Source organism: Rhodobacter sp. SY28-1 (assembly GCF_005222785.1).
GTDB lineage: Bacteria > Pseudomonadota > Alphaproteobacteria > Rhodobacterales > Rhodobacteraceae > Tabrizicola.
On the sequence record NZ_STGH01000003.1, the window covers coordinates 316,292 to 335,646 of the forward strand.

Consider the following 19,355-nt stretch of genomic DNA (forward strand, 5'->3'; position numbering starts at 1 on the left):
ATGGATCTGAACGGGCTTTTCAACATGCTTGCCAAGATGTTCGTCCGCAGCGCCGTGGATGCGGGCGTGGATTATGCCGCGCGGAAGGGCAAGCCCGAGGCTGAACTGACCCCGGAAGAACGGGAACAGGCCAAGCGCGCGCGTGACATGGCGCAGCGGGCCAGGGAGATCCAGAAGGCTACCCGCCGCCTTTGGCGCTAAGCCCGCAAGGGCGGTCAAGGCCGAGCGAGACAAGGGTCCGCGACAGCGGCGCGGGCAGGTCGAGACCGGGCTGGAGATACAGCCCCGAGGCAAGCTGGTCATCGAGGCGGGTCATCCAGGTGACCGACAGGAACGGCGCGGGGGGCTGGCGGGAATGATAGGCATCGACCGAGCCAAGATCCCCCGCGACCAGTGCCTGCAGACCGGAGGTAACGGCCTCAAGCTCGGCCCGTGTCGCCCGCCACCGCATCGGTTCCGGGCCGGGCATCCCCGCTCCGGTGACATGCACCAGGCTGATCCAGCCGTTCGATACCGCGAAGGTGCAAGACACCATATGATCGGGCGAGGAGTCGGGCCAGACCTCGAAGGTCAGGCGATTGGCGCAAGCGGGCAGGGCGGTCAGAATGGCCGCGATGCCCAGCACCAGACCCTGAAAGCGCGACCGCCGCATGGGCGACCCTCCCGGTCCTTGCGGGAGAGGTTAGCACAGAACCCGCGTCAGGCGGACCGGAATTGCTTGGCCAGTTTCAGCCCCTGGCCCTGATAGTTCGAGGCGATCCCCGCGCCATACAGCGTCTCGGGCCGTTCGGACATCCGTTCATAGACCAGCCGCCCGACGACCTGCCCATGTTCAAGGACGAAAGGCGCCTCGTGGCAGCGGACTTCCAGGACCCCACGCGAGCCTGCGCCCCCGGCGGCGGCATGGCCGAAACCGGGGTCGAAGAAGCCCGCGTAGTGGACGCGGAATTCGCCGACCATCGCCAGATAGGGGGCCATTTCGGCGGCATAGTCGGGGGGGATCGTCACCGCCTCGCGGCTGACGAGGATGTAGAAGGCGCCGGGATCGAGGATGATGCGGCCATCGCTTGAGTGCAGTTCTTCCCAGAAGTCGGCGGCCGGGTAGTGGCCGATCTTGTCCAGATCGACGACGCCGGTGTGCGGCTTGGCGCGGTAGCCGACCAAGGTGCCCTTGGCGGGCTTGAGGTCGACCGAGAAGCCCAAGCCTTCGGAAATCACCGCATTGCCCGAAACCAGCGGGTCCTGGGCGTGCAGCGCAGTCAGTTCGGCATCCGACAGGACGGCCTGCCCCTGCCGGAAGCGAATCTGGTTCAGCCGCTGGCCTTCGTGGACCAGCACGGAAAAGCTGCGCGGGCAGACCTCGGCATACAAGGGGCCGGTGTAGCCTTCGGGGATGCGGTCGAATTCCGTGCCGCCATCGGTGATCGTGCGGGTCAGAAGGTCCAGTCTGCCAGAGGAGCTTTTCGCATTGGCGACGGCGGTGATCCCGGCAGGCAGAGCCAACTCCTCAGCCAGCGGTATGACATAGACGCAGTTCTTTTCCAGGACCGCGCCCTCGGCGAGGTTCACTTTGTGCATGGTGAATTCATCCAGCCGGTCCTGCACCCGGCGACCATGTCCGGCCAGGAACGAGGCGCGGACCCGGTAGGCGACAGGGCCAAGCCGCAGGTCAAGGCTGGCAGGCTGGATCTGGTCGTCCCGGATCGCGGGGCTGGCGGAAAGGGCCTTGTCGGCAATCAGGCGGCGCAGGGCTTGTGCGGGCAGAACTCCGGATGTCATTGCGTCCCCCCGCGGGCCAGATATGAAACCGCCCGCACTGCCGGGTGGCAGGCGGGCGGGTTTTCGATGGTCGGGCCGGAGAGATTCGAACTCTCGACCTCCCGCCCCCCAGACGGACGCGCTAACCAGGCTGCGCTACGGCCCGACACGGGGCGATACATACTGGTATTCCGGGCCGGTGCAAGCAGGAAAGCACATGAGCGGTTCAGTCGCCGGTGCCATCGGCGCGGGCAGCGAGCCGGGCGCGCAGGGCACGCAGGCGCAGAGCGATGCCGGAGAGTTCGGGCTGGCGGGCCTGCAACGATCCGCGCGGCAATGCCCTGATCAGACTGGCAAAAGTCGCGTCATCGCGCGGCGTCGGTTTGCGCGGGGCAGGGGGTGCGGCAAAGGCGGGCGGCGCGTCGAACAGCGGAAGGCCGAATTGCGCCGGGGGCGCCTTTGGCGGGGGAGCGGCGACAGGGGGCGGGCTGGAAAGCTCCTCCTCGGGATCCTCAACGGCAATGAACCCTGCTTCGGCTTCATCTGTCGCAATGTCCGCCACATCAGGCGCGGGCGAAGCCGTGATCGCGAGATCATCGAGGCTGACGCTGTCATCGGTCAGACCTGCGACCTGACGCACGCCATGGTCGCGCAGAATCTTCTGCACGCCGCGAATCGTCAGGCCTTCGTCATGCAGAAGCCGCTTGATCCCGGTCAGGAGCGCCACGTCCGAGGGGCGATAATAGCGCCGCCCTCCCGCCCGCTTGACTGGCTTGATCTGCGGAAACCTGCTTTCCCAGAACCGCAGCACATGGGCGGGTGTGTCCAGATGCTCGGCCACCTCGCTGATGGTGCGGAAGGCGTCGGGCGACTTGTCCACCGGTCAGTCCTACCGCTTCTTGCCTGCGGCCACGCGGTCCTTCATCAGGTGCGACGGGCGGAAGGTCAGGACGCGGCGCGGGGAAATCGGGACTTCTTCGCCGGTTTTCGGATTGCGGCCCACGCGGGCGGTCTTGGAGCGGACCGAGAAGGTGCCGAAGGACGAGATCTTCACCGTCTCGCCGGATGCGAGCGCGTCCGACATGTGTTGCAGGACCGCCTCAACGAGATTGGCAGATTCGTTGCGGCTGAGGCCCACTTCGCGAAAGACGGCTTCGCTGAGGTCCATCCGGGTCAGTGTCTTCTCGCTCATCGCATCCCCCCACGAGATTTATCGGGCGAGGATGGGCCGGATGGATTTACGAGTCAATATCAACCACTTGGGAAGCGGTGTTAAAGGCGCTTACCAGCGCAGGACGACCGAGCCCCAGGCGAGGCCGCCGCCGATCGCCTCCATCACGATCAGGTCGCCGGGCTTGATCTGGCCACGCGCCTTGCCAACCGACAGCGCCAGGGGAATCGAGGCGGCCGATGTGTTGCCGTGGTCCTGCACGGTGACGACGACACGGTCCATCGGGACCTGCATGCGTTTCGCGGTGCCCTCGATGATGCGGATATTCGCCTGATGCGGCACGATCCAGTCGACGTCTTCGGGGGTCAGGCCGGCCTTGTCCAGCGCGGTGTGGGCGGTTTCGGCAAGCTTTTCAATGGCATGGCGGAAGACTTCCTTGCCTTCCATCACCAGATGCCCGGTGGTCCCGGTCGAGGTGCCGCCGTCGACATAAAGGATGTCCTTGTAGCGGCCGTCCGAGTTCAGGTCGGTCGACAAGATACCGCGGTCGGTGTTGGTGCCGGTGCCTTCGACCACCTCCAGCACGACTGCGCCCGCGCCGTCGCCAAAGAGGACGCAGGTCGAACGGTCTTTCCAGTTCATCAGGCGGCTAAAGGTTTCCGCGCCGATGACCAGCACGCGGTTGGCCTGGCCCGAGACGACAAGGGCGTTGGCATTGGCGAGCGCATAGACGAATCCCGCGCAGACGGCCTGCACGTCGAAGGCAAAGCCCTTGGTGATCCCGAGGGCTGCCTGCACCATGGTGGCGACCGAGGGGAAGGTCAGGTCCGGGGTCGAGGTGGCGACGATGATCGCGTCGATCTGGTCGGCAGCGATCCCGGCATCGGCCAGCGCGGCCTGCGCGGCGCGGGTGGCAAGGTCGCTGGTCATTTGACCGTCGGCGGCGAAATGGCGGCGTTCAATACCTGAACGCGACTTGATCCATTCGTCCGAGGTTTCGACAATGGCTTCGAATTCGGCGTTGGGGACGACACGTTCGGGCAGATAATGCCCGACGCCCCTGACTGCGGCGCGTATCGTCATTCGGTCGGAATGCCTCCGGTCCCTGGCCCCGCTTGCTGACGGTCAGCCTCCACACGGGCGGCATCCTGCCCCGCGGCTTCGGCGGATGCAACCCGCGCCGCGAGACGTTCCAGGAAACGCACCTGTGCCAGTTGGTAGGCCAGTCCGATGGCCGCTGCGACCCCGGTGGCATCGGCCGAGCCGTGCGATTTGACCACGGTGCCGTTCAGGCCAAGAAACACCCCGCCGTTCACCCGGCGCGGGTCGATCCGCATCTGTAGCCGCTTCAGCGCCCCGCGACCCAGGAGCGCGCCAAGCTTGGCCATCAGCGTCGAGGTCAGGCTTTGCTTCAACAGATCGCCGACCAGCCGCGCGGTGCCCTCGATGGCCTTCAGCGCGACATTGCCGGTAAAGCCGTCGGTCACGATCACGTCGACCCGGTCAGACAGGATGTCGGTGCCTTCGACGAATCCCACATAGTCGAAACTGCCCGCCTCGGCGCTGTGACCCAGCAACCGGTGCGCCTCGTGCAGTTCGGCGCGGCCCTTGTGTTCCTCGGTGCCCACGTTCAAGAGGCCCACGCGGGGGCGGGCGATCGACAACCCGTTGCGGGCGTAGGACGCGCCCATGAAGGCGTATTGCAGAAGGTCGCCCGGATCGGCCTTCACGTCGGCGCCCATGTCCAGCATGACGTTCATCTTGCCGGGAGTAGGCGTCGGGAACAGGCTCGCGATGGCGGGGCGGTTCAGGCCCGGCAGCTTGCGCAGGCGCAACATCGACACGGCCATCAGCGCGCCGGTGTTGCCGCAGGACACCGCCGCTGCCGCCTCGCCGTCCTTCACCGCGTCGATGGTCGAGAACATCGAGGTGCCCTGTCCGTGGCGCATGACCTGGGCGGGCTTGTCCTCCATCTTCACCACACGTTCGGCGTGGCGGAGAGTGATGCGTGAGGCGAGATTGGGGTGGCGCGCCAACAGCGGGCGCAGCAGGGCTTCGTCGCCGTGCAGGATCGCGTCCATGCGCGGCCGCCGGGCCAATGAGTCGATCAGGCCGGCAACTACGGCTGCCGGCCCGCGATCGCCACCCATGGCGTCAACTGAAATGACAACGCGCTCGCTTGCCGGGGCAGATGCAGACTCGGGTCCGAGTGCCATCGGGCGGGCGCGAAAAGCGCGGCTTACGCCGCGTCTTCGTCCAGGTCGACTTCCCGCGCCATCGAGACGACTTCGCGCGAATCGTAGTGGCCGCAAGCGCTGCAGACGTGGTGCGGACGCTTCAGCTCGCCACAGTTCGAGCATTCGTTCGGGTTGGCAGCCACCAGGGCGTCATGCGCGCGGCGCATGTTGCGGCGGGATTTCGTGGTGCGGTTCTGCGGGACAGCCATGTCTCAACCTTTGGGCAGTGGGGACATGCCCCGGATTTCCTTTGTGAATCAGACCCGTGACTGTCCCTTCGGACAATAGCTTACGGATGCTGCTTCACAGCTTGAATGAGGCGCGGAACATACTCGGATTTCGGGGCGGCGCAAGCCCCTTTTCGCAGGTGCAAAGGTGGCTTGCGCGGGAGTTCACTCAGCCCTCCTCGGACCCCGGTTCGCCCTTCGTGGCAAGCTTCGCCGCAAGCCCCTGCAACCCGGCAAAAGGCTTCAGATCGGTGTCCGATAGGGGCGTCACGCCGTCACCCGCATGGGTCGCCTGACCGAACTCGGCCCCCGGTGCGCGCGGGTAGAGCGGCAAGGCCAGGGCCAGGGCCTCGGCGGCGATCTCGGCCAGGTCGATCTCCTCTGGCATCGGCTCGACGCTGTCGTCTTCGGGCATCTCGACCTCTTCCCCGTCTGGCAGGGTCAGCCCTGCGACATAGCGACGGCGCACCGGCTCGTCCACGCGGGCCGGGACCGGGACCAGCGTGATGCTGCAGGCCTGATCGGCGCGGGCCACCAGCTGCGCCTCAAGCACCAGTTCATCGCGGCTTGCGGGGCGGATCTCGCCCTTCAGATCCAGGGCATAGAGCGCCAGAAGGCCAAGATCCGCAGCGAGGTTCGCCCGTTCGGCAGCATCGGGGCTGTACGCAAAGCGGGTCGGTTTGCGCGGGCTGAGCGCGCCGGTCCGGAACCGGGAGGGGCGCGCGGCAGTGGAATCGGTCATCGGACGGGCCTTTGCGGCTGGGGCCGGGCGCATGCGCACTGCGGCCAAATAGACGACGGGGATGTGGGACGGCAGCGGGTGCGGCGTTCCATTCTTGAACTATAGGCTCATGTTCTGTTATCCCGAAGTCCAAGGGTTTTGAAGAACCCGCGTCGGTTTCCGGCGTTTCAGCGGGCGTGAGGGCAGGCATGGCAGATTTCCGGTTGGCGCGGTCGGTCCTAGCGGCCTGCCGGAATGCGCGCAGGCAGGGGCTGATGCTGGTCCTTTTGGCCGCAGTCGCCGCCTGCTCGGCCGTCTACCGCAACCACGGCTATGTCCCGTCCGAGGACGAGTTGGCCCAGGTCGAAGTCGGCAAGGACACCCGTGAAACGGTCGGCCAGAAGATCGGCCGTCCCTCCACCTCGGGGCTTCTGAACGATGTCGGCTGGTTCTACGTTCAAAGCCGCTACAAGCTGGTCGGCCCGCGCGAGCCGAAGGAGATCGACCGGCAGGTGCTGGCCGTGACTTTCACCGAGTCGGGTGTGGTCGAAAACATCGCCCGCTACGGGCTGGAGGACGGCCGCGTGGTCGAAATCTCGCGTCGGGTGACCGAGACGAACGTCAAGGGGCTGACGTTCATCCAGCAGATCCTTGGCAGCTTCGGGCGGCTGCAGGCGGGCGACCTCCTCGGGGAGTGATTCCCAAGGAGGCAAAGGCCGTTTGGTCAGTCCTTCGGATCGAAGGTCAGTGCGACACCGTTGATGCAGTAGCGCAGGCCGGTGGGCTTGGGGCCGTCCGGGAAGACATGTCCGAGATGTGCATCGCAGCGGTTGCAGTGCACCTCGGTCCGGCGCATGAACCAGCTGTTGTCGGATTGCTCTCCCACCATTTCGGGGTCGAGGGGGGCGTAGAACGAGGGCCAACCGGTGCCGCTGTCGAACTTGGTCGTCTGGTCGAACAGGGGTGCGTCGCAGCAGATGCAGCGGTAGGTGCCGGGGTCCTTCGGGAAGTCGTCATGGGTAAAGGCGCGTTCGGTCGCGTGTTTGCGGGTCACCTTGTAGGCGAGGTCCGAAAGCTGGGCCTGCCATTCGGCATCTGACTTGACGATCTTGTCCATGCGGGTCTCCTTTGGAAGCCGAATGTAGGGTGCCGGGGGCGCGGAGAAAAGCGTGGAGCCGATCCGTAAAGGCAAGTTGATCGCGCGGTTGGCGCAGGGGCCAGGGGACATGGGCCGGGTCATGGCGTTCCGGCGTGCGGCCTTTCCTAGGGTGGCAGGCCAGGAGGAGGACGCGCAGGACGCGCTGTCGGCCCATGTGGTGGTCGAGGGCGAGGCCGGGATGCTGGCCTACTTCCGGGTGATGCTGTTCGGCTGGGGCGCAGGGCTGGCGCAAGGCTATGCGGCGCGATTCTACGACGTGGGGCCGCTGTCGGGCTATGCAAAGCCCATCGCCGAGATCGGCCGGTTCTGCGTGGCGCCGGGGGGCGTGCATCCCGATGTGCTGCGGCTGGCCTGGGGGGCGATGACGCGAATCGTGGATGAGGGGCAGGCGGGGTTGCTGGTCGGCAGTTCGTCGTTCCGGGGGGCAGGCTGGGAGGCGCACCGGGCGGGACTGGCGCTGCTGGCGGCCGAGTTCGTGGGACCTGCCGAGCATCTGCCGGGGCGGAAGGCGGCGGAGGTCGTCGAGTATCTACGGCTGGCCGGGCCAGTGGCCGACCGGAGGGCTTCGCTCGCCGGGCTGCCGCCCTTGCTGCGGACCTATCTGGGGATGGGGGGCTGGGTCTCGGATCATGCGGTGGTGGACCGGGAGCTGGATACGCTCCACGTCTTCACCTGCGTCGAGGTAGACCGGGTGCCGCGCGCGCGGGCGGCGTCCTTGCGGGCGGTCGCGGGGTAGCTGTCCACGGTGGACATTGGTCCTGTAGTCAGTCAGATCAATGGCTTGGCCGACGCTGTTAAGCTGGCGTTAGGGATTTCTCAGCCGCCACCGTAGATCGCCTTGACGGCGTTGCCGATGGCATAGGCCTCGTCCTCCACCGCTTGATGATCCCGGACATAGCGTTGGGCAAAGCCCATCAGCCCCCAACGCTGGAACTGCTCGACGTGCCGCACCTCATGTGCCCAGAGGGCGATGTCCGTTTCGGCGGCCCGGGCGTCGGCGAAAACGATCGTGTCGATCAGCGTGATGGCATTGGCGTCGCCGTAGCGGAAAGCAAGGGACTGCAGGGTCGACTCCTCGTCGATGCCGGTGCGGTATTCGATGCTGTCGAGGAGGGCCGCCGGATACCAGGTCAGAAGCGCCTCGCGGATGTGCGGCGGGATGGGCTGGGTTCCGGCGGCCCAGGCAGCGTCGCGGGAGAGGACGAGCGAGTTGGCCAGCGCCGCTGCGGCCATGTCGAGGGCGGTTTCCAGAGCGGCCTGGCCGGTCGCGTCGAACGGCAAGCTCAGGTCCGGGACCTGCGCCGCGACTGGGGCGGCAAGGAGGAGGGTGAGGACGAGGCGGCGCGGCATGAGGGAAAGGTGCCAACCTTCCGGGGCCGGTGCAACCGGCGCGGGGGTCCGGTGTCGGAAAGGTGAGCGGGGTGCGGGCGCTATTCAGAATGAGCGCGTGCCGCGCGAAGAGTCCTTGTCTCGCGGTTTTGCGTTAAGGACGCAAAACCGCTCGGATGTGCCTCCGGCGGGGATATTTGGGAACAGGTGAATGAGGAAGGACTGCCCCTGCTGACGAAGGGCAGTCCTGCAGACTTAGGCGCGGCCGCGACGCCCGCCGCGGCGGCCACCGGCGGCCTGGGAGGCGGCGGCGGAGGCGTCGGCGAAGCTTAGGCCGCCTTCGACGGCTTCCAGCACCTTGGCGAAGCGGATCCATTCGCCGCCGTTCGCGTCGTGGTTCATCAGGAAGTTGGCGGCGCGGATCGCCTCCATCTCCTGCTGGCGGACCGGGTTCATGATCGCCGAGGTCATGCCCGCGCCGATGGCCATCGGCAGGAAGGCGCCGTTGATGCCGTGGCGATGCGGAAGGCCGAAGGAGATGTTCGAGGCGCCGCAGGTGGTGTTGACGCCAAGCTCTTCCCGCAGGCGGCGGACGAGGGTGAAGACCTGCTGGCCCGCGCTGGCCATTGCGCCCACCGGCATGACCAGCGGGTCGACGACGATGTCATGCGCGGGGATGCCGAAGTCGGCGGCGCGTTCGACGATTTTCTTGGCGACTGCAAAGCGGACGTCGGGGTCGGGCGAGATGCCGGTGTCGTCGTTCGAAATGGCGACGACGGGGACGTTGTACTTCTTGACCAGCGGCAGGACGAGTTCGAGCCGTTCTTCTTCCCCGGTGACCGAGTTCAGGAGGGGGCGGCCTTCGCAGGTCTGCAGGCCCGCCTCAAGCGCGCCGGGGACGGACGAGTCGATGCAGAGCGGCACGTCGACGGTCTGCTGGATGATCTCGATCAGCGCCTTCATCAGCGGCGGCTCGACAAAGTTGTTGTCGGCGTAGCGCGGGTCCTTGGCCATCATGTTGGTGAAGACTGCGCCGGAGTTCACGTCGAGGACCGTAGCCCCGCAGGCGACCTGTTCGAGGGCGTCTTTGATGACGGTCTCGAAATTGCCGGCCTCAAGCTCGGCGGCCAGCTTCTTGCGGCCCGTCGGGTTGATGCGTTCGCCGATCACGCAGAAGGGTTCATCGAAACCGATGACGACGGCTTTCGTTTTGGATTCAACGACGGTACGGGTCATTCTTGAAGCTTTCTCTTAGGCGGTGGCGGAGGCAGGGACGCCCGAGGCGCCGCCGTGTTCGGTGACCCAGGTGGCATTGGTCTTGATGCCGCCGAGGGGGAAGAAGTGGACCTGTTCGATGCCGAAGCCGGGGTTGGCGGCCTTGTGGGCGGCGAGGGCTTCCAGGACTTCGGTGGGTTCATAGGGCAGGAGGAGCTTGGTCACGTCCATCGCGCGCTTTTGCAGGACGCGGAGCGAGGGCCCCACACCGCAGGCGATGGCGAACTTGATGAGCGTCTGCAGTTTCGCAGGCCCGGCGATGCCGATGTGGACGGGGAGCTTTATGCCTTCGGCCTGCAGGCGATTGACCCAGTCGATGACGGGCTGCGCCTCGAAGCAGAACTGGGTGGTCATCGCCATCTTCGAGTCGGTGCGTTCAGCGAAGGCGGATTTCCAGCGGGCGGCTTCCATAACCATGCGGTCCGAGCCATCGGGGTCGATGTCCTTGTTGCCTTCGGGGTGGCCCGCGACGTGAAGACGCTCAAAGCCGGTGAAGGCCCCGGATTCAAGGAGTTCCATCGAGGAGCTGAAGTCGCCGATCTGCGCGGCGGGGTTGCCTGCCAGGATCAGGCCCTGCTTGACGCCCACGTCCTTGTAGCGGGCGACCCAGTCGAACAGCGTCGCCTTGTCCTTGATGATGCGCGCGGGGAAGTGCGGCATCACGTCGAAGCCTTCGTCGACGATGCGCTTGGCGGTGGCGGTCATCTCCTCGATCGGGCTTTCGATGTTGGCGATGTAGACCCGGGTGCCGGTGGGCAGGATGTCGCGGAAGCTTTCCACCTTTTCGGCGGTGCGGGGCATGACCTCGATCGAGTAGCCCTTGAGGAAGGCCTCAAGCCCGCCGGTCGCGGGGGCGGCTTCTTCCTTGCGGCGGAAATTGAACAGGGCCATCACGGTCTCCTTGAGGGTGGAAGGCTTGGGCGGGGTCATGCGGGCGTCAGGCCTTGGCCCAGCCTTCGGCGTCGATCAGGGTCTTGATGCGGGCGGTGTCGAATTCGGCTTCCAGCTTGGCGGCATAGTCGGCGGCGATGGTGTCGGGCTCGCCCTCCAGATCGGCGACGACGACCTTGCGCCATTCGGCGAGATAGGCGTCCGCGTCCTTGGCGCCGATCTTCATGGCGCAGCGGTCGATGGCCTGCTCAAACCGTTCGGGAAGCTGGACCTTGGAGCCACGGCGGCCCTTGCCGACGATGACCTGGGCCGGAATGTCGCGCCAGTAGACGATGGTGACTTCGGCCATGACGTGATGATTCCCCTTGCCGGTGTTGACCCTGTGATAGTCGTCGCTCTCCGACAATCGATGTCGGATTTCGACATGGCGCAAGCAGGATGCGACCCCGCCTCTGCGGCGGGAACGTAGCCGGGCCACAACGACCGTGCCAGCCCTGCCAGCCTGAGAAGTTTTCATCACTTGGATGAAGGGCGCTCATCCTTGGCCCGAATACCGCCGAACGGAATGGCGTTCTACCAGCGCACGTTCATGCCGACCTGCATCAGGTCGATGTTTACCTCGGTCTGACCGGTGGGAAGGTAAGTCGGCAGGTCCAGAGTTCCGAGGTCCGCATGATCGTAGGACACGGAGAGGCTGAGATTTTCGCCAATACGTTGCTCGACGCCGAGGCCTGCGGTCCAGCCCGTCATGGATTGGTCGGCGACGACGAGGAGACCGAACAGATTTGTGGCTGTCACGTTGGCCTTTGCCAGGCCGCCATTGGCGAAGAAGTGCGTCTGTCCGGTCGCAAAACCGAAACGACCGGTCAGACGGAGCAGATCGGACGCCGTGGTTGAGCATGCTGCGCAACTGATGAAAGTTGCGCTTGTCGGGTCGGCAGAGTACTGACCACTGCCGAAAGAAATCTGCGCCCCGTAGGTGAGGCGATCGGACTGCCAGCTATGGCCAAGCGAGACGACCATTGCTGATCCGTTCCAGTCTCCCGGAACCAGTTCCAGTCCATCGGAGGCTTGGCGCCAGGTATTGTCGCCGCGAGGCGTCGCAAGCGCGAAACCGAAATAGGTTCCGCTCCAGTCCTGGATCACACGGTTGGCGACAGGAGTTGGCGACACGTCTGGAGGTGCGGCATCTTCTGCCAGAGCAAGATCCGCAATGACGACCGCAAGCAGGCCTGCGGCCAGAGAGCCCGATCGGTAAGCCATGACTGCCTCAATTCTTTATTGTTTTGACGAAGGTTAGGTCCGGGGACAGCCTTAGGTCAACCAACGCTCGCCTGGTGATTCGCGGCTTGGGTTGGGTGCAGGCAGAATTGCAACAGGCCCGTGGTGAAGTGCGCTTGCGCGGGGGCGGCAACGCCATTACCCTTAGCTTAACCACAGATGGAGGGCGGTCATGACGCCCGAGCGTCCCCGTAGGGCGGACGCGACTGATGCGCCGGTCGAGACGGGGTCGCCTGTTTCCCGCGCGGATGTGCCGTCAGCCCTACCTGACCCGGGGCCGGCACCGCTCTATGCGGCGTTGGACCTGGGAACGAACAGTTGCCGGATGCTGATTGCCCAGCCGCTGGGCAGTCAGTTTTCGATCATCGACAGCTTTTCCAAATCGGTGCAGCTGGGCGTGGGGCTGGAGGCCTCGGGCCGGTTGTCGCGGTCTTCGATGGGCCGCACGATCCAGGCGCTGCGGATCTGCGAGAAGAAGATCGAGAAGCATGGCGTCCGGCGGATGCGGCTGGTGGCGACGGAAGCCTGCCGCCGGGCACGCAATGCCAAGGACTTCATCCGCCAGGTGCGCCGCGAGACGGGGCTGGCGCTGGAAATCATCGCGCCCGAGGAAGAGGCGCGCCTGGCGGTGATTTCCTGCGCGCCGCTGGTCAATCCGGCGACCGAGCAGCTTCTGGTGGTCGATATCGGCGGCGGGTCGACGGAACTTGTGTGGATCGACCTGAGCGCGGTGGCCCCGGCGGACCGGCCGCGCGCGATCATGCGGCTGCACATGGGGTTCAACGCGCAGGGCGAAGGGGCGGTGGCGCGGGTGGTGGACTGGATTTCGGTGCCCTTGGGTGTGGCGACGCTGAAGGATCAGTTCATTGATGTCGACGACGACGCGGCGCGCTTTGCGCTGATGAGCTGGTTCTTCGAGGAGAACCTGTCGAATTTCAGCCCCTACAATGCCAACAACCCGCGCGAGGGGTTCCAGATCATCGGGACCTCGGGCACGGTGACGACGGTGGCGGCGTCCTTCCTGAACCTGAAACGCTATGACCGGACCAAGGTCGACGGGTTGCAGATGACCAGTGACCAGATCGACCTGGTGATCCGGGAATACCTGTCGTTGGGCCCCGAGGGGCGGCGCACGGATCCCCGGATCGGGCGTGACCGGCATGCGCTGATCATGTCGGGAGCGGCGATCCTGCAGGCGCTGATGCGCATCTGGCCGACAGACCGCTTGTCGGTGGCCGACAGGGGGCTTAGGGAGGGGCTTCTTTACGCGCAGATGAGCGCGGATGGCGTGCTGGAAGACGGGCCCTACACATGACGGAGAAACCGACCTCGGGTCGCGGACAGCGAGAGCTGCGGGTGCGGGTGAAGACCGCCAAGGGGCGCAAGCTGTCTTCCACCCTGTGGCTGGAGCGCCAGCTGAACGACCCTTACGTCCAGCGTGCCAAGCGCGAGGGCTATCGCGGGCGGGCGGCGTTCAAGATCCTGGAGCTGGATGACCGCTATGGTTTCCTGAAGCCGGGGGCGCGGGTTGTCGACCTGGGCTGCGCGCCGGGGGGCTGGTGCCAGGTGGCGGTGGTGCGGGTCAACGCGCTGGGGCAGAACCCGAAGAAGCCGGTCGGCACGGTGCTGGGCGTCGACCTGCAGGAGGTGGAGCCGATCGCGGGTGCCGAGATCCACCAGCTGGACTTTCTGGCCGACGATGCGGACGAAAAGGTCAAGGGCTGGCTGGGCGGTCGGGCCGATGTGGTGATGTCGGACATGGCGGCGGCGGCAAGCGGTCACAAGGCGACGGACCATCTGCGCATCGTGGCGCTGGTCGAGGCGGCGCTGGCCTTTGCCTTCGACGTGCTTGAGGACGGCGGGACCTTCGTCGCCAAGGTATTGGCGGGCGGGGCCGAAAACGAGATGCAGGCGATGCTCAAGCGGAACTTCCGCAAGGTGGCGAACGTCAAGCCTCCGGCCAGTCGGGCGGACAGCTCCGAGAAATTCGTGGTGGCTATGGGGTTCCGTGGGCGCGAGATCGACGGCGGGGCAGGTGAGGCCTAGCGACGCCTCCTCGTGCGCCTTCGGCTTCTCGTCGGGGGGGGGCGAAGAGCGGTCGAAGACCAGCGATGAGCGGGTCGCTAAAATGCCAATGAAAAAGGCGCCCGAGGGCGCCCTGTTTCATGGGTCTTGCCGGGATCAGCCGCCCCAGCTGCGGACCGGGCCGCAATCCATGTGCACGAAGTTCGACCGGGAATACTTGCCCACGCCGCCCGCCGAGCACGCCGCGGCCGCCTTGGCCATCTGCCCGACCGAGCGCGACGAGAGACGGAGGTCAGCCGCCTGGCCCTTCATGTGGAGCGAGTTCTTGGCAACGCCGCGCGATTTGGACCGCAACATGGCGTTCGTCTTCGGGCAGCGGTAGCCCGACAGAAGCATGTAGGGTTCGCTGACATCCATCAGGCGATGCGCGGCGGCCATGATGTCAATGGTGCGCAGGTCGATTCCGATCGAGTCATCCGATCGCCAGTCGCGCATGAAATGGTTGATTTCCTTGGCAACTTCCGGGATGTACTCGCCTTCGACCCAGTAGATCGTGTCGATGCTTTCACCGGTGCGGCCCGAGTACATGCGGATGCGGCGGATGTCGCCGGCACCCTTGAGGACACCGAAAGCGTTCGAGAGGGTAGGGGCCGCGATCACCGCCGTTGCGGCAAACGCACCAAGAAGACCGCGGCGCGAAACGCCCATAAGCCGATTGTCCGTCATTCTAACGTCTGTCCCCGTGCTGTCTTCGACTGCCGTTACGCAGCTCTCGTGCACCATCTTCCCCAAGTGCAACGATCTTATTGCACAAGTCGAATCGAAGCCCAAGCGCCGATTGTCCGCGTGGGGGGAAGCACAACCTGAATCGGCAAATTTCTGCTTAACGGGCGCAAATTCCGCCAACTGTGGTCGATATGCATCGTTCCAGGCATCGTCTGTTGCCCGATGCGACACAATCCAGCGGTCAATTTGCGCCTCGGCAGCTTTGTGAATGGACAAGGATTGCAGTTCCGGGAGAAGATGCCAAAGCGGCTTCAAGTTGTTGAGATCGGGGGTAGAATGTCGTTCGTTTCGATGCGCGGGCTGGTGGTGAAGTCCTGGCTGGTGCCTATGTCCTTGGTGATTGTCCAGACCCTTTCTTCCACGGCCTTTGCCCAGACGGCTGCCTTCACCCAATCGCTGGCCGCAAGCGCCTCGTCCGACGAGGTTGTGGCGGCCTGGTACCGCGAGTCCGGCTACGACACGCTGTGGACCGGCGCAGATGATGCCGCGCGGCGGGAGGCGTTTCTGACCGCGATCGCTTCCGCAAAGGATCACGGCCTGCCGGTCGGTCGCTACGATGCGGCGGCGCTGGTGGCAAAGCTGCGCGCGGCCGAGACCGAGGGCGACCGGGGCCGGGTCGAGGTGGAGATGACGCAGGCCTATCTGGCCTGGGCGCGGGACCTGACCTCGGGCGCGCTGGTGCCGAAGGACGTTGACCGCGGCATCGTGCGCGAGATCGACCGGATCGACCCCAAGACGCTGCTGACCCGGATTGCCAACGGCAACCCCGACGCGGTGCTGAAATGGCTGGAGCCGAAGTCTACGGCCTATCTGCAGCTGATGAAGGCCAAGTTCGGTCTTGAAGCGCAGATTGCGGCGGGCGGCTGGGGCGAGCCGGTTTCGGCCAAGGCGCTGGGGCCGGGGGACACCGGGCCCGACGTTGTCGCGCTGCGCGACCGGCTTGTGCGGATGGGATATCTCGCCCCGACCTCGGTCGCGAGCTATGACCGCGTGATGCAGGCGGCGGTCACCGGGTTCCAGTTGAACCATGGGCTGACGGCCGATGGCGTGGCAAATGCCGCGACGCTGGAAGAAATCAACATCGGCCCGGAGACGCGTCTGCGGTCGGTGATCGTGGCGATGGAACGCGAACGCTGGATGCTCATCGACCGGACGACCAAGCACATCTGGGTCAACCTGCCGGACTTCAAGGCGCGGATCATCGACGGCGGCAAGACGATCTTCGAGACGCGGGTGGTGATCGGGAAGAACGTGCCCGACCAGCGCAGCCCCGAATTCTCGGACCAGATGGAGCATATGGTCATCAACCCCTCCTGGGGGGTGCCGCGGTCGATCATCGTGAACGAATACCTGCCGCTGCTGCAGCGCAACCCGAATGCGGTAAGCCACTTGCAGGTGATCGACGGACGGGGGCGCGTCGTGTCGCGCGGATCGGTGAACTTTGCCGCCTATTCGGGGCGGACCTTCCCATATGGCCTGCGCCAGCCGCCGTCGGACGGGAACGCGCTGGGGAAGGTGAAGTTCATGTTCCCGAACACGCACAACATCTACCTGCATGACACGCCGTCGAAGTCGCTGTTCGATCACGAGGTGCGCGCCTACAGTCATGGCTGTATCCGGGTGGCGGACCCGTTCGATCTGGCGCATGAACTGCTGTCCTGGCAGACCGACAATGCCGAGGAAGAGTTCGAGGCTGCGCTGAAGACCGGCAACGAGACGACGGTCAAGCTGAAGCAGGTCCTGCCGGTGCATCTGGTCTATTTCACCGCCTATCCTGACGCCAAGGGCCGCATCGGTTATCGCCGTGACATCTATGGGCGGGATGCGGCGTTGTGGGATGCCTTGCAGGCCGCCGGGGTGGAAGTGGCTGGCGTTCAGGGGTAGACCTTGGTCTGACTCAGCCGCGGGGCTGACGCAGCCGGGGGACCCATGGGCCATACGATCCGCGACATCGCAAAGGCGCTTGGTGCCGAGGCGGAGGGTGAGCTTGACCTGACCGTGCGCGGTGCGGCCGAGCCTGCGGCGGCGGGGCCGGACCAGTTGGCCCTCGCGATGGACCCGCGCTACGGAGACGGGATTGCCAAGGGCCAGGCGCTGGCGGCGGTGGTCTGGCCGGGCGCCGACTGGCGCGGGATGGGGCTGAAAGCGGCGATCTTCGCGCCGCGCGGGCGGCTGGCGATGGCAGGGCTGACGCGGCTGATGGACCCTGGCCCGGCGATTGCTGCGGGCGTGCATCCGCTGACGGTGGTCGATCCTTCGGCGACAGTGGGCGAGGGCGCGGCGGTCGGGCCGTTCGTGGTGATCGGCGCGGGTGTGGTGATCGGGCCGGGCGCGCGGATCGCAAGTCATGTGTCGATTGCGGAAGGGGCGCGGATCGGGGCCGATGCGCTGATCCTGCAAGGCGCCCGGATCGGCGCGCGGGTGACCATCGGCGACCGTTTCATCTGCCAGCCGGGCGCGGTCATCGGCGCGGACGGGTTTTCCTTTGTCACGCCCGAGAAATCCGGGGTCGAGGAAATCCGCGAGACGCTGGGCAGCCGGGCCGAGATCCGAGACCAAAGCTGGACACGGATTCATTCGCTTGGCGCCGTAACCATCGGGGATGATGTGGAAATCGGCGCGAACGTCTGTATCGACCGGGGCACGATCCGGGATACGCAGATCGGGTCGGGAACCAAGCTGGATAATCTTGTCCACATCGGCCACAACGTGCAGGTCGGGCGCGATTGCCTGCTCTGCGGGCAGGTCGGGATTGCCGGGTCGGCCCGGATCGGCGACCGGGTGGTGATGGGCGGGCAGTGCGGGGTCAACGACAACATCTTTGTCGGCAATGACGTGATCTGCGGCGGGGCGACGAAGATTTTCACCAACGCTCCGGCGGGCCGGGTGCTGCTGGGCTATCCGGCAGTGAAGATGGAAACCCATGTCGAGATGCAGAAAGCTCTGCGCCGGTTGCCTCGCCTGGCGGCGCGGGTGGCCGCGCTGGAGAAGGGCGGGTCCGAAGCGGAGGCACCTGACAGCGAATGACCAGGGGAGAGATCGAGGCGGATGTGATCGCGATCCTGGCCCGGCAGCTGTTGCTGGCGCCCGCCGAGATCGCGCCGGATGCCGGGATCGACGCGCTGGGGCTGGATAGCTTGGGCAAGGCCGAGGCGATCTTTGCGCTGGAGGAACGCTTTGACATCACGGTGCCGTTCAATGCGAACGAACCCGACCAGCCAGAGTTCGATTTCACTTCGGTCAACAGCATCGTGCGCGGGGTCGAGGAGCTGATCGCCCGGAAGGCGGGATGAGGCGCGTCGTCGTCACCGGCATCGGGACGGTCAATGCGCTGGCGCTGGACGTGCCCGGGACTTTCAACGCTTTTCGCGAAGGACGCTGCGGGATCGGACCGCTGGGATTTCGCGACGCCGACCGGCTGACAATCCGCATCGGGGCCGAGGTCCGTGACTGGCGGGCAGAGGAGCATTTTGCTGCCAAGGACCTGCCGCTGCTGGACCGGGTGACGCAATATGCGCTGATGGCTGGGGCCGAGGCGATGGCGATGGCGGGCCTGCCGGATGGGATCGGGGCGCGCGGTGGCGTGATCCTGGGGACGGCGGCGGGTGGCATCCAGACCTGGGAGGACAGCTATCGCGCGGTCTTTGCCGAGGGGCGGAACCGGGTTTCCCCGCTGGTCGTGCCCCGGCTGATGCACAATGCCCCGGCCTCGCATCTGTCGATCCGGCACGGGCTGTCAGGGCCGGTGCTGGCGGTGTCCTCGGCCTGCGCAAGTGCGAACCATGCGATGGGGCTGGCCGTTCAGCAGATCCGCATGGGGTCGGCCGATGTGATGCTGACCGGGGGTGCTGAGGCGATGCTGTGCTTTGGCGGCGTGAAGGCCTGGGAGGGGCTGCGGGTGCTGGCCCCGGATGCTTGTCGGCCGTTCAGTCTGGGCCGCAAGGGCATGGTCATCGGCGACGGGGCCGGGGTCCTGGTGTTCGAGGCAGAGGACCACGCCCGGGCGCGGGGCGCTTTCGTGCTGGCCGAGGTGGCGGGCTTCGGGATGTCGGCGGATGCCGCTGACATCGTGGCCCCGGGTGGTGACGGGGCGGCGCGAGCGATGCGGGCGGCGCTGGCCGATGCGGGGCTTTCACAGACCGACATTGGCTATATCAACGCACATGGCACGGGCACGCTGGCCAATGACCGGGCCGAAAGTGCGGCGATCTTGCAGGTGTTCGGGGCGAACCCGCCGCCCGTGTCCTCGACCAAGGCGATGCACGGCCATGCAATCGGTGCGACGGGTGCGCTGGAGGCGATGGCTTGCATCCTGGCGTTGACCGAGGGCGTGCTGCCGCCGACGCTGGGGTTTCAGGCGTCAGACCCGGACTGCCCGCTGGACGTCATCCCGGACGGCGCACGGGTGGCGCGGGTAGAGGCAGTGCTGTCGAATGCCTTTGCCTTTGGCGGCCTGAACGCCGTCCTGGCCTTCCGCCGCGCCTGACGCAAAAGG

24 protein-coding genes and 1 tRNA gene are annotated in these 19,355 nt (G+C 65.9%); 9 read left to right on the plus strand and 16 right to left on the minus strand.

Annotated features, from left to right (window positions below; genetic code table 11):
* Entirely contained in the window at nt 1-201 is a 201-nt protein-coding gene (locus E8M84_RS15665) for a hypothetical protein (RefSeq protein ID WP_137112154.1), read from the plus strand.
* On the opposite strand, the gene E8M84_RS15670 is transcribed toward E8M84_RS15665, so the two are convergent.
* The 9 genes from E8M84_RS15670 to E8M84_RS15710 form a co-directional block, all read right to left on the minus strand.
* Nucleotides 179-652: a hypothetical protein gene (locus E8M84_RS15670; protein WP_137112155.1), complete on the minus strand. Its 474-nt coding sequence runs from the start codon at nt 650-652 to the stop codon at nt 179-181. The genes E8M84_RS15665 and E8M84_RS15670 overlap by 23 nt on opposite strands.
* 47 nt (nt 653-699) lie before the next feature.
* On the minus strand, nt 700-1,779 hold the full coding sequence (locus tag E8M84_RS15675) for a 2'-deoxycytidine 5'-triphosphate deaminase (protein WP_137112156.1): 1,080 nt from the start codon (nt 1,777-1,779) through the stop codon (nt 700-702).
* Between the two features lie 67 nt (nt 1,780-1,846).
* Nucleotides 1,847-1,924 (minus strand) — tRNA-Pro (locus tag E8M84_RS15680).
* Nucleotides 1,925-1,984: 60 nt separating this feature from the next.
* Nucleotides 1,985-2,638 (minus strand): MerR family transcriptional regulator, encoded by a 654-nt coding sequence (locus E8M84_RS15685; RefSeq protein WP_137112157.1) that lies wholly within the window; start codon nt 2,636-2,638, stop codon nt 1,985-1,987.
* Between the two features lie 9 nt (nt 2,639-2,647).
* Nucleotides 2,648-2,950 (minus strand): integration host factor subunit alpha, encoded by a 303-nt coding sequence (gene ihfA, locus E8M84_RS15690; protein ID WP_137112158.1) that lies wholly within the window; start codon nt 2,948-2,950, stop codon nt 2,648-2,650.
* Nucleotides 2,951-3,040: 90 nt separating this feature from the next.
* On the minus strand, nt 3,041-4,012 hold the full coding sequence (locus E8M84_RS15695; RefSeq protein ID WP_137112159.1) for a beta-ketoacyl-ACP synthase III: 972 nt from the start codon (nt 4,010-4,012) through the stop codon (nt 3,041-3,043).
* Complete coding sequence (gene plsX, locus E8M84_RS15700; RefSeq protein WP_137112160.1) at nt 4,009-5,145, minus strand: phosphate acyltransferase PlsX; 1,137 nt, start codon at nt 5,143-5,145, stop codon at nt 4,009-4,011. Before plsX ends, E8M84_RS15695 begins: the two co-directional genes overlap by 4 nt.
* A 23-nt stretch (nt 5,146-5,168) precedes the next feature.
* Nucleotides 5,169-5,375, minus strand: coding sequence for a 50S ribosomal protein L32 (rpmF, locus tag E8M84_RS15705; protein WP_137112161.1), 207 nt, complete (start codon nt 5,373-5,375; stop codon nt 5,169-5,171).
* Between the two features lie 187 nt (nt 5,376-5,562).
* Entirely contained in the window at nt 5,563-6,135 is a 573-nt protein-coding gene (locus tag E8M84_RS15710; protein ID WP_137112162.1) for a YceD family protein, read from the minus strand.
* Between the two features lie 188 nt (nt 6,136-6,323).
* On the opposite strand from E8M84_RS15710, the gene E8M84_RS15715 reads away from it, so the two are divergent.
* Complete coding sequence (locus tag E8M84_RS15715; RefSeq protein WP_240790415.1) at nt 6,324-6,812, plus strand: outer membrane protein assembly factor BamE; 489 nt, start codon at nt 6,324-6,326, stop codon at nt 6,810-6,812.
* 26 nt (nt 6,813-6,838) lie between these two features.
* On the opposite strand, the gene msrB is transcribed toward E8M84_RS15715, so the two are convergent.
* A complete protein-coding gene (msrB, locus tag E8M84_RS15720) occupies nt 6,839-7,231 on the minus strand; it encodes a peptide-methionine (R)-S-oxide reductase MsrB (protein WP_137112163.1) in 393 nt (130 codons plus the stop codon).
* Nucleotides 7,232-7,283: 52 nt separating this feature from the next.
* Between msrB and E8M84_RS15725 the strand changes: the two genes are divergently transcribed.
* Nucleotides 7,284-8,009 carry a GNAT family N-acyltransferase gene (locus tag E8M84_RS15725; RefSeq protein WP_240790416.1) on the plus strand — a complete coding sequence of 242 codons (726 nt, stop codon included), beginning with the start codon at nt 7,284-7,286 and terminating at the stop codon, nt 8,007-8,009.
* An 80-nt stretch (nt 8,010-8,089) separates the two neighbouring features.
* On the opposite strand, the gene E8M84_RS15730 is transcribed toward E8M84_RS15725, so the two are convergent.
* The 5 genes from E8M84_RS15730 to E8M84_RS15750 form a co-directional block, all read right to left on the minus strand.
* A complete protein-coding gene (locus E8M84_RS15730) occupies nt 8,090-8,623 on the minus strand; it encodes a DUF4157 domain-containing protein (RefSeq protein WP_137112164.1) in 534 nt (177 codons plus the stop codon).
* A gap of 234 nt (nt 8,624-8,857) precedes the next feature.
* A complete protein-coding gene (locus E8M84_RS15735; RefSeq protein ID WP_137112165.1) occupies nt 8,858-9,838 on the minus strand; it encodes a methyltetrahydrofolate cobalamin methyltransferase in 981 nt (326 codons plus the stop codon).
* Nucleotides 9,839-9,853: 15 nt separating this feature from the next.
* On the minus strand, nt 9,854-10,768 hold the full coding sequence (locus E8M84_RS15740) for a methylenetetrahydrofolate reductase (protein ID WP_137112166.1): 915 nt from the start codon (nt 10,766-10,768) through the stop codon (nt 9,854-9,856).
* A 46-nt stretch (nt 10,769-10,814) separates the two neighbouring features.
* Complete coding sequence (locus E8M84_RS15745; protein WP_137112167.1) at nt 10,815-11,117, minus strand: virulence factor; 303 nt, start codon at nt 11,115-11,117, stop codon at nt 10,815-10,817.
* Nucleotides 11,118-11,341: 224 nt separating this feature from the next.
* Complete coding sequence (locus E8M84_RS15750) at nt 11,342-12,031, minus strand: outer membrane protein (protein WP_137112168.1); 690 nt, start codon at nt 12,029-12,031, stop codon at nt 11,342-11,344.
* Between the two features lie 190 nt (nt 12,032-12,221).
* On the opposite strand from E8M84_RS15750, the gene E8M84_RS15755 reads away from it, so the two are divergent.
* Both E8M84_RS15755 and E8M84_RS15760 read left to right on the plus strand, forming a co-directional pair.
* Entirely contained in the window at nt 12,222-13,364 is a 1,143-nt protein-coding gene (locus E8M84_RS15755) for a Ppx/GppA phosphatase family protein (protein WP_137112169.1), read from the plus strand.
* Nucleotides 13,361-14,095 carry an RlmE family RNA methyltransferase gene (locus E8M84_RS15760; protein ID WP_137112170.1) on the plus strand — a complete coding sequence of 245 codons (735 nt, stop codon included), beginning with the start codon at nt 13,361-13,363 and terminating at the stop codon, nt 14,093-14,095. Before E8M84_RS15755 ends, E8M84_RS15760 begins: the two co-directional genes overlap by 4 nt.
* A gap of 135 nt (nt 14,096-14,230) precedes the next feature.
* Here E8M84_RS15760 and E8M84_RS15765 read toward each other — a convergent pair whose 3' ends face one another.
* Nucleotides 14,231-14,800 (minus strand): DUF882 domain-containing protein, encoded by a 570-nt coding sequence (locus tag E8M84_RS15765; RefSeq protein ID WP_170971964.1) that lies wholly within the window; start codon nt 14,798-14,800, stop codon nt 14,231-14,233.
* 336 nt (nt 14,801-15,136) lie between these two features.
* Between E8M84_RS15765 and E8M84_RS15770 the strand changes: the two genes are divergently transcribed.
* Genes E8M84_RS15770 through E8M84_RS15785 form a run of 4 tightly spaced genes read left to right on the plus strand, consistent with a single transcriptional unit; the run spans nt 15,137 to nt 19,346 of the window.
* A complete protein-coding gene (locus E8M84_RS15770) occupies nt 15,137-16,744 on the plus strand; it encodes a murein L,D-transpeptidase (protein WP_240790417.1) in 1,608 nt (535 codons plus the stop codon).
* Between the two features lie 45 nt (nt 16,745-16,789).
* A complete protein-coding gene (locus E8M84_RS15775; RefSeq protein WP_137112171.1) occupies nt 16,790-17,887 on the plus strand; it encodes a UDP-3-O-(3-hydroxymyristoyl)glucosamine N-acyltransferase in 1,098 nt (365 codons plus the stop codon).
* Nucleotides 17,884-18,153: an acyl carrier protein gene (locus tag E8M84_RS15780; RefSeq protein WP_137112172.1), complete on the plus strand. Its 270-nt coding sequence runs from the start codon at nt 17,884-17,886 to the stop codon at nt 18,151-18,153. Before E8M84_RS15775 ends, E8M84_RS15780 begins: the two co-directional genes overlap by 4 nt.
* Nucleotides 18,150-19,346 (plus strand): beta-ketoacyl synthase, encoded by a 1,197-nt coding sequence (locus tag E8M84_RS15785; protein ID WP_137112173.1) that lies wholly within the window; start codon nt 18,150-18,152, stop codon nt 19,344-19,346. Before E8M84_RS15780 ends, E8M84_RS15785 begins: the two co-directional genes overlap by 4 nt.
* Nucleotides 19,347-19,355: the final 9 nt, after the last annotated feature.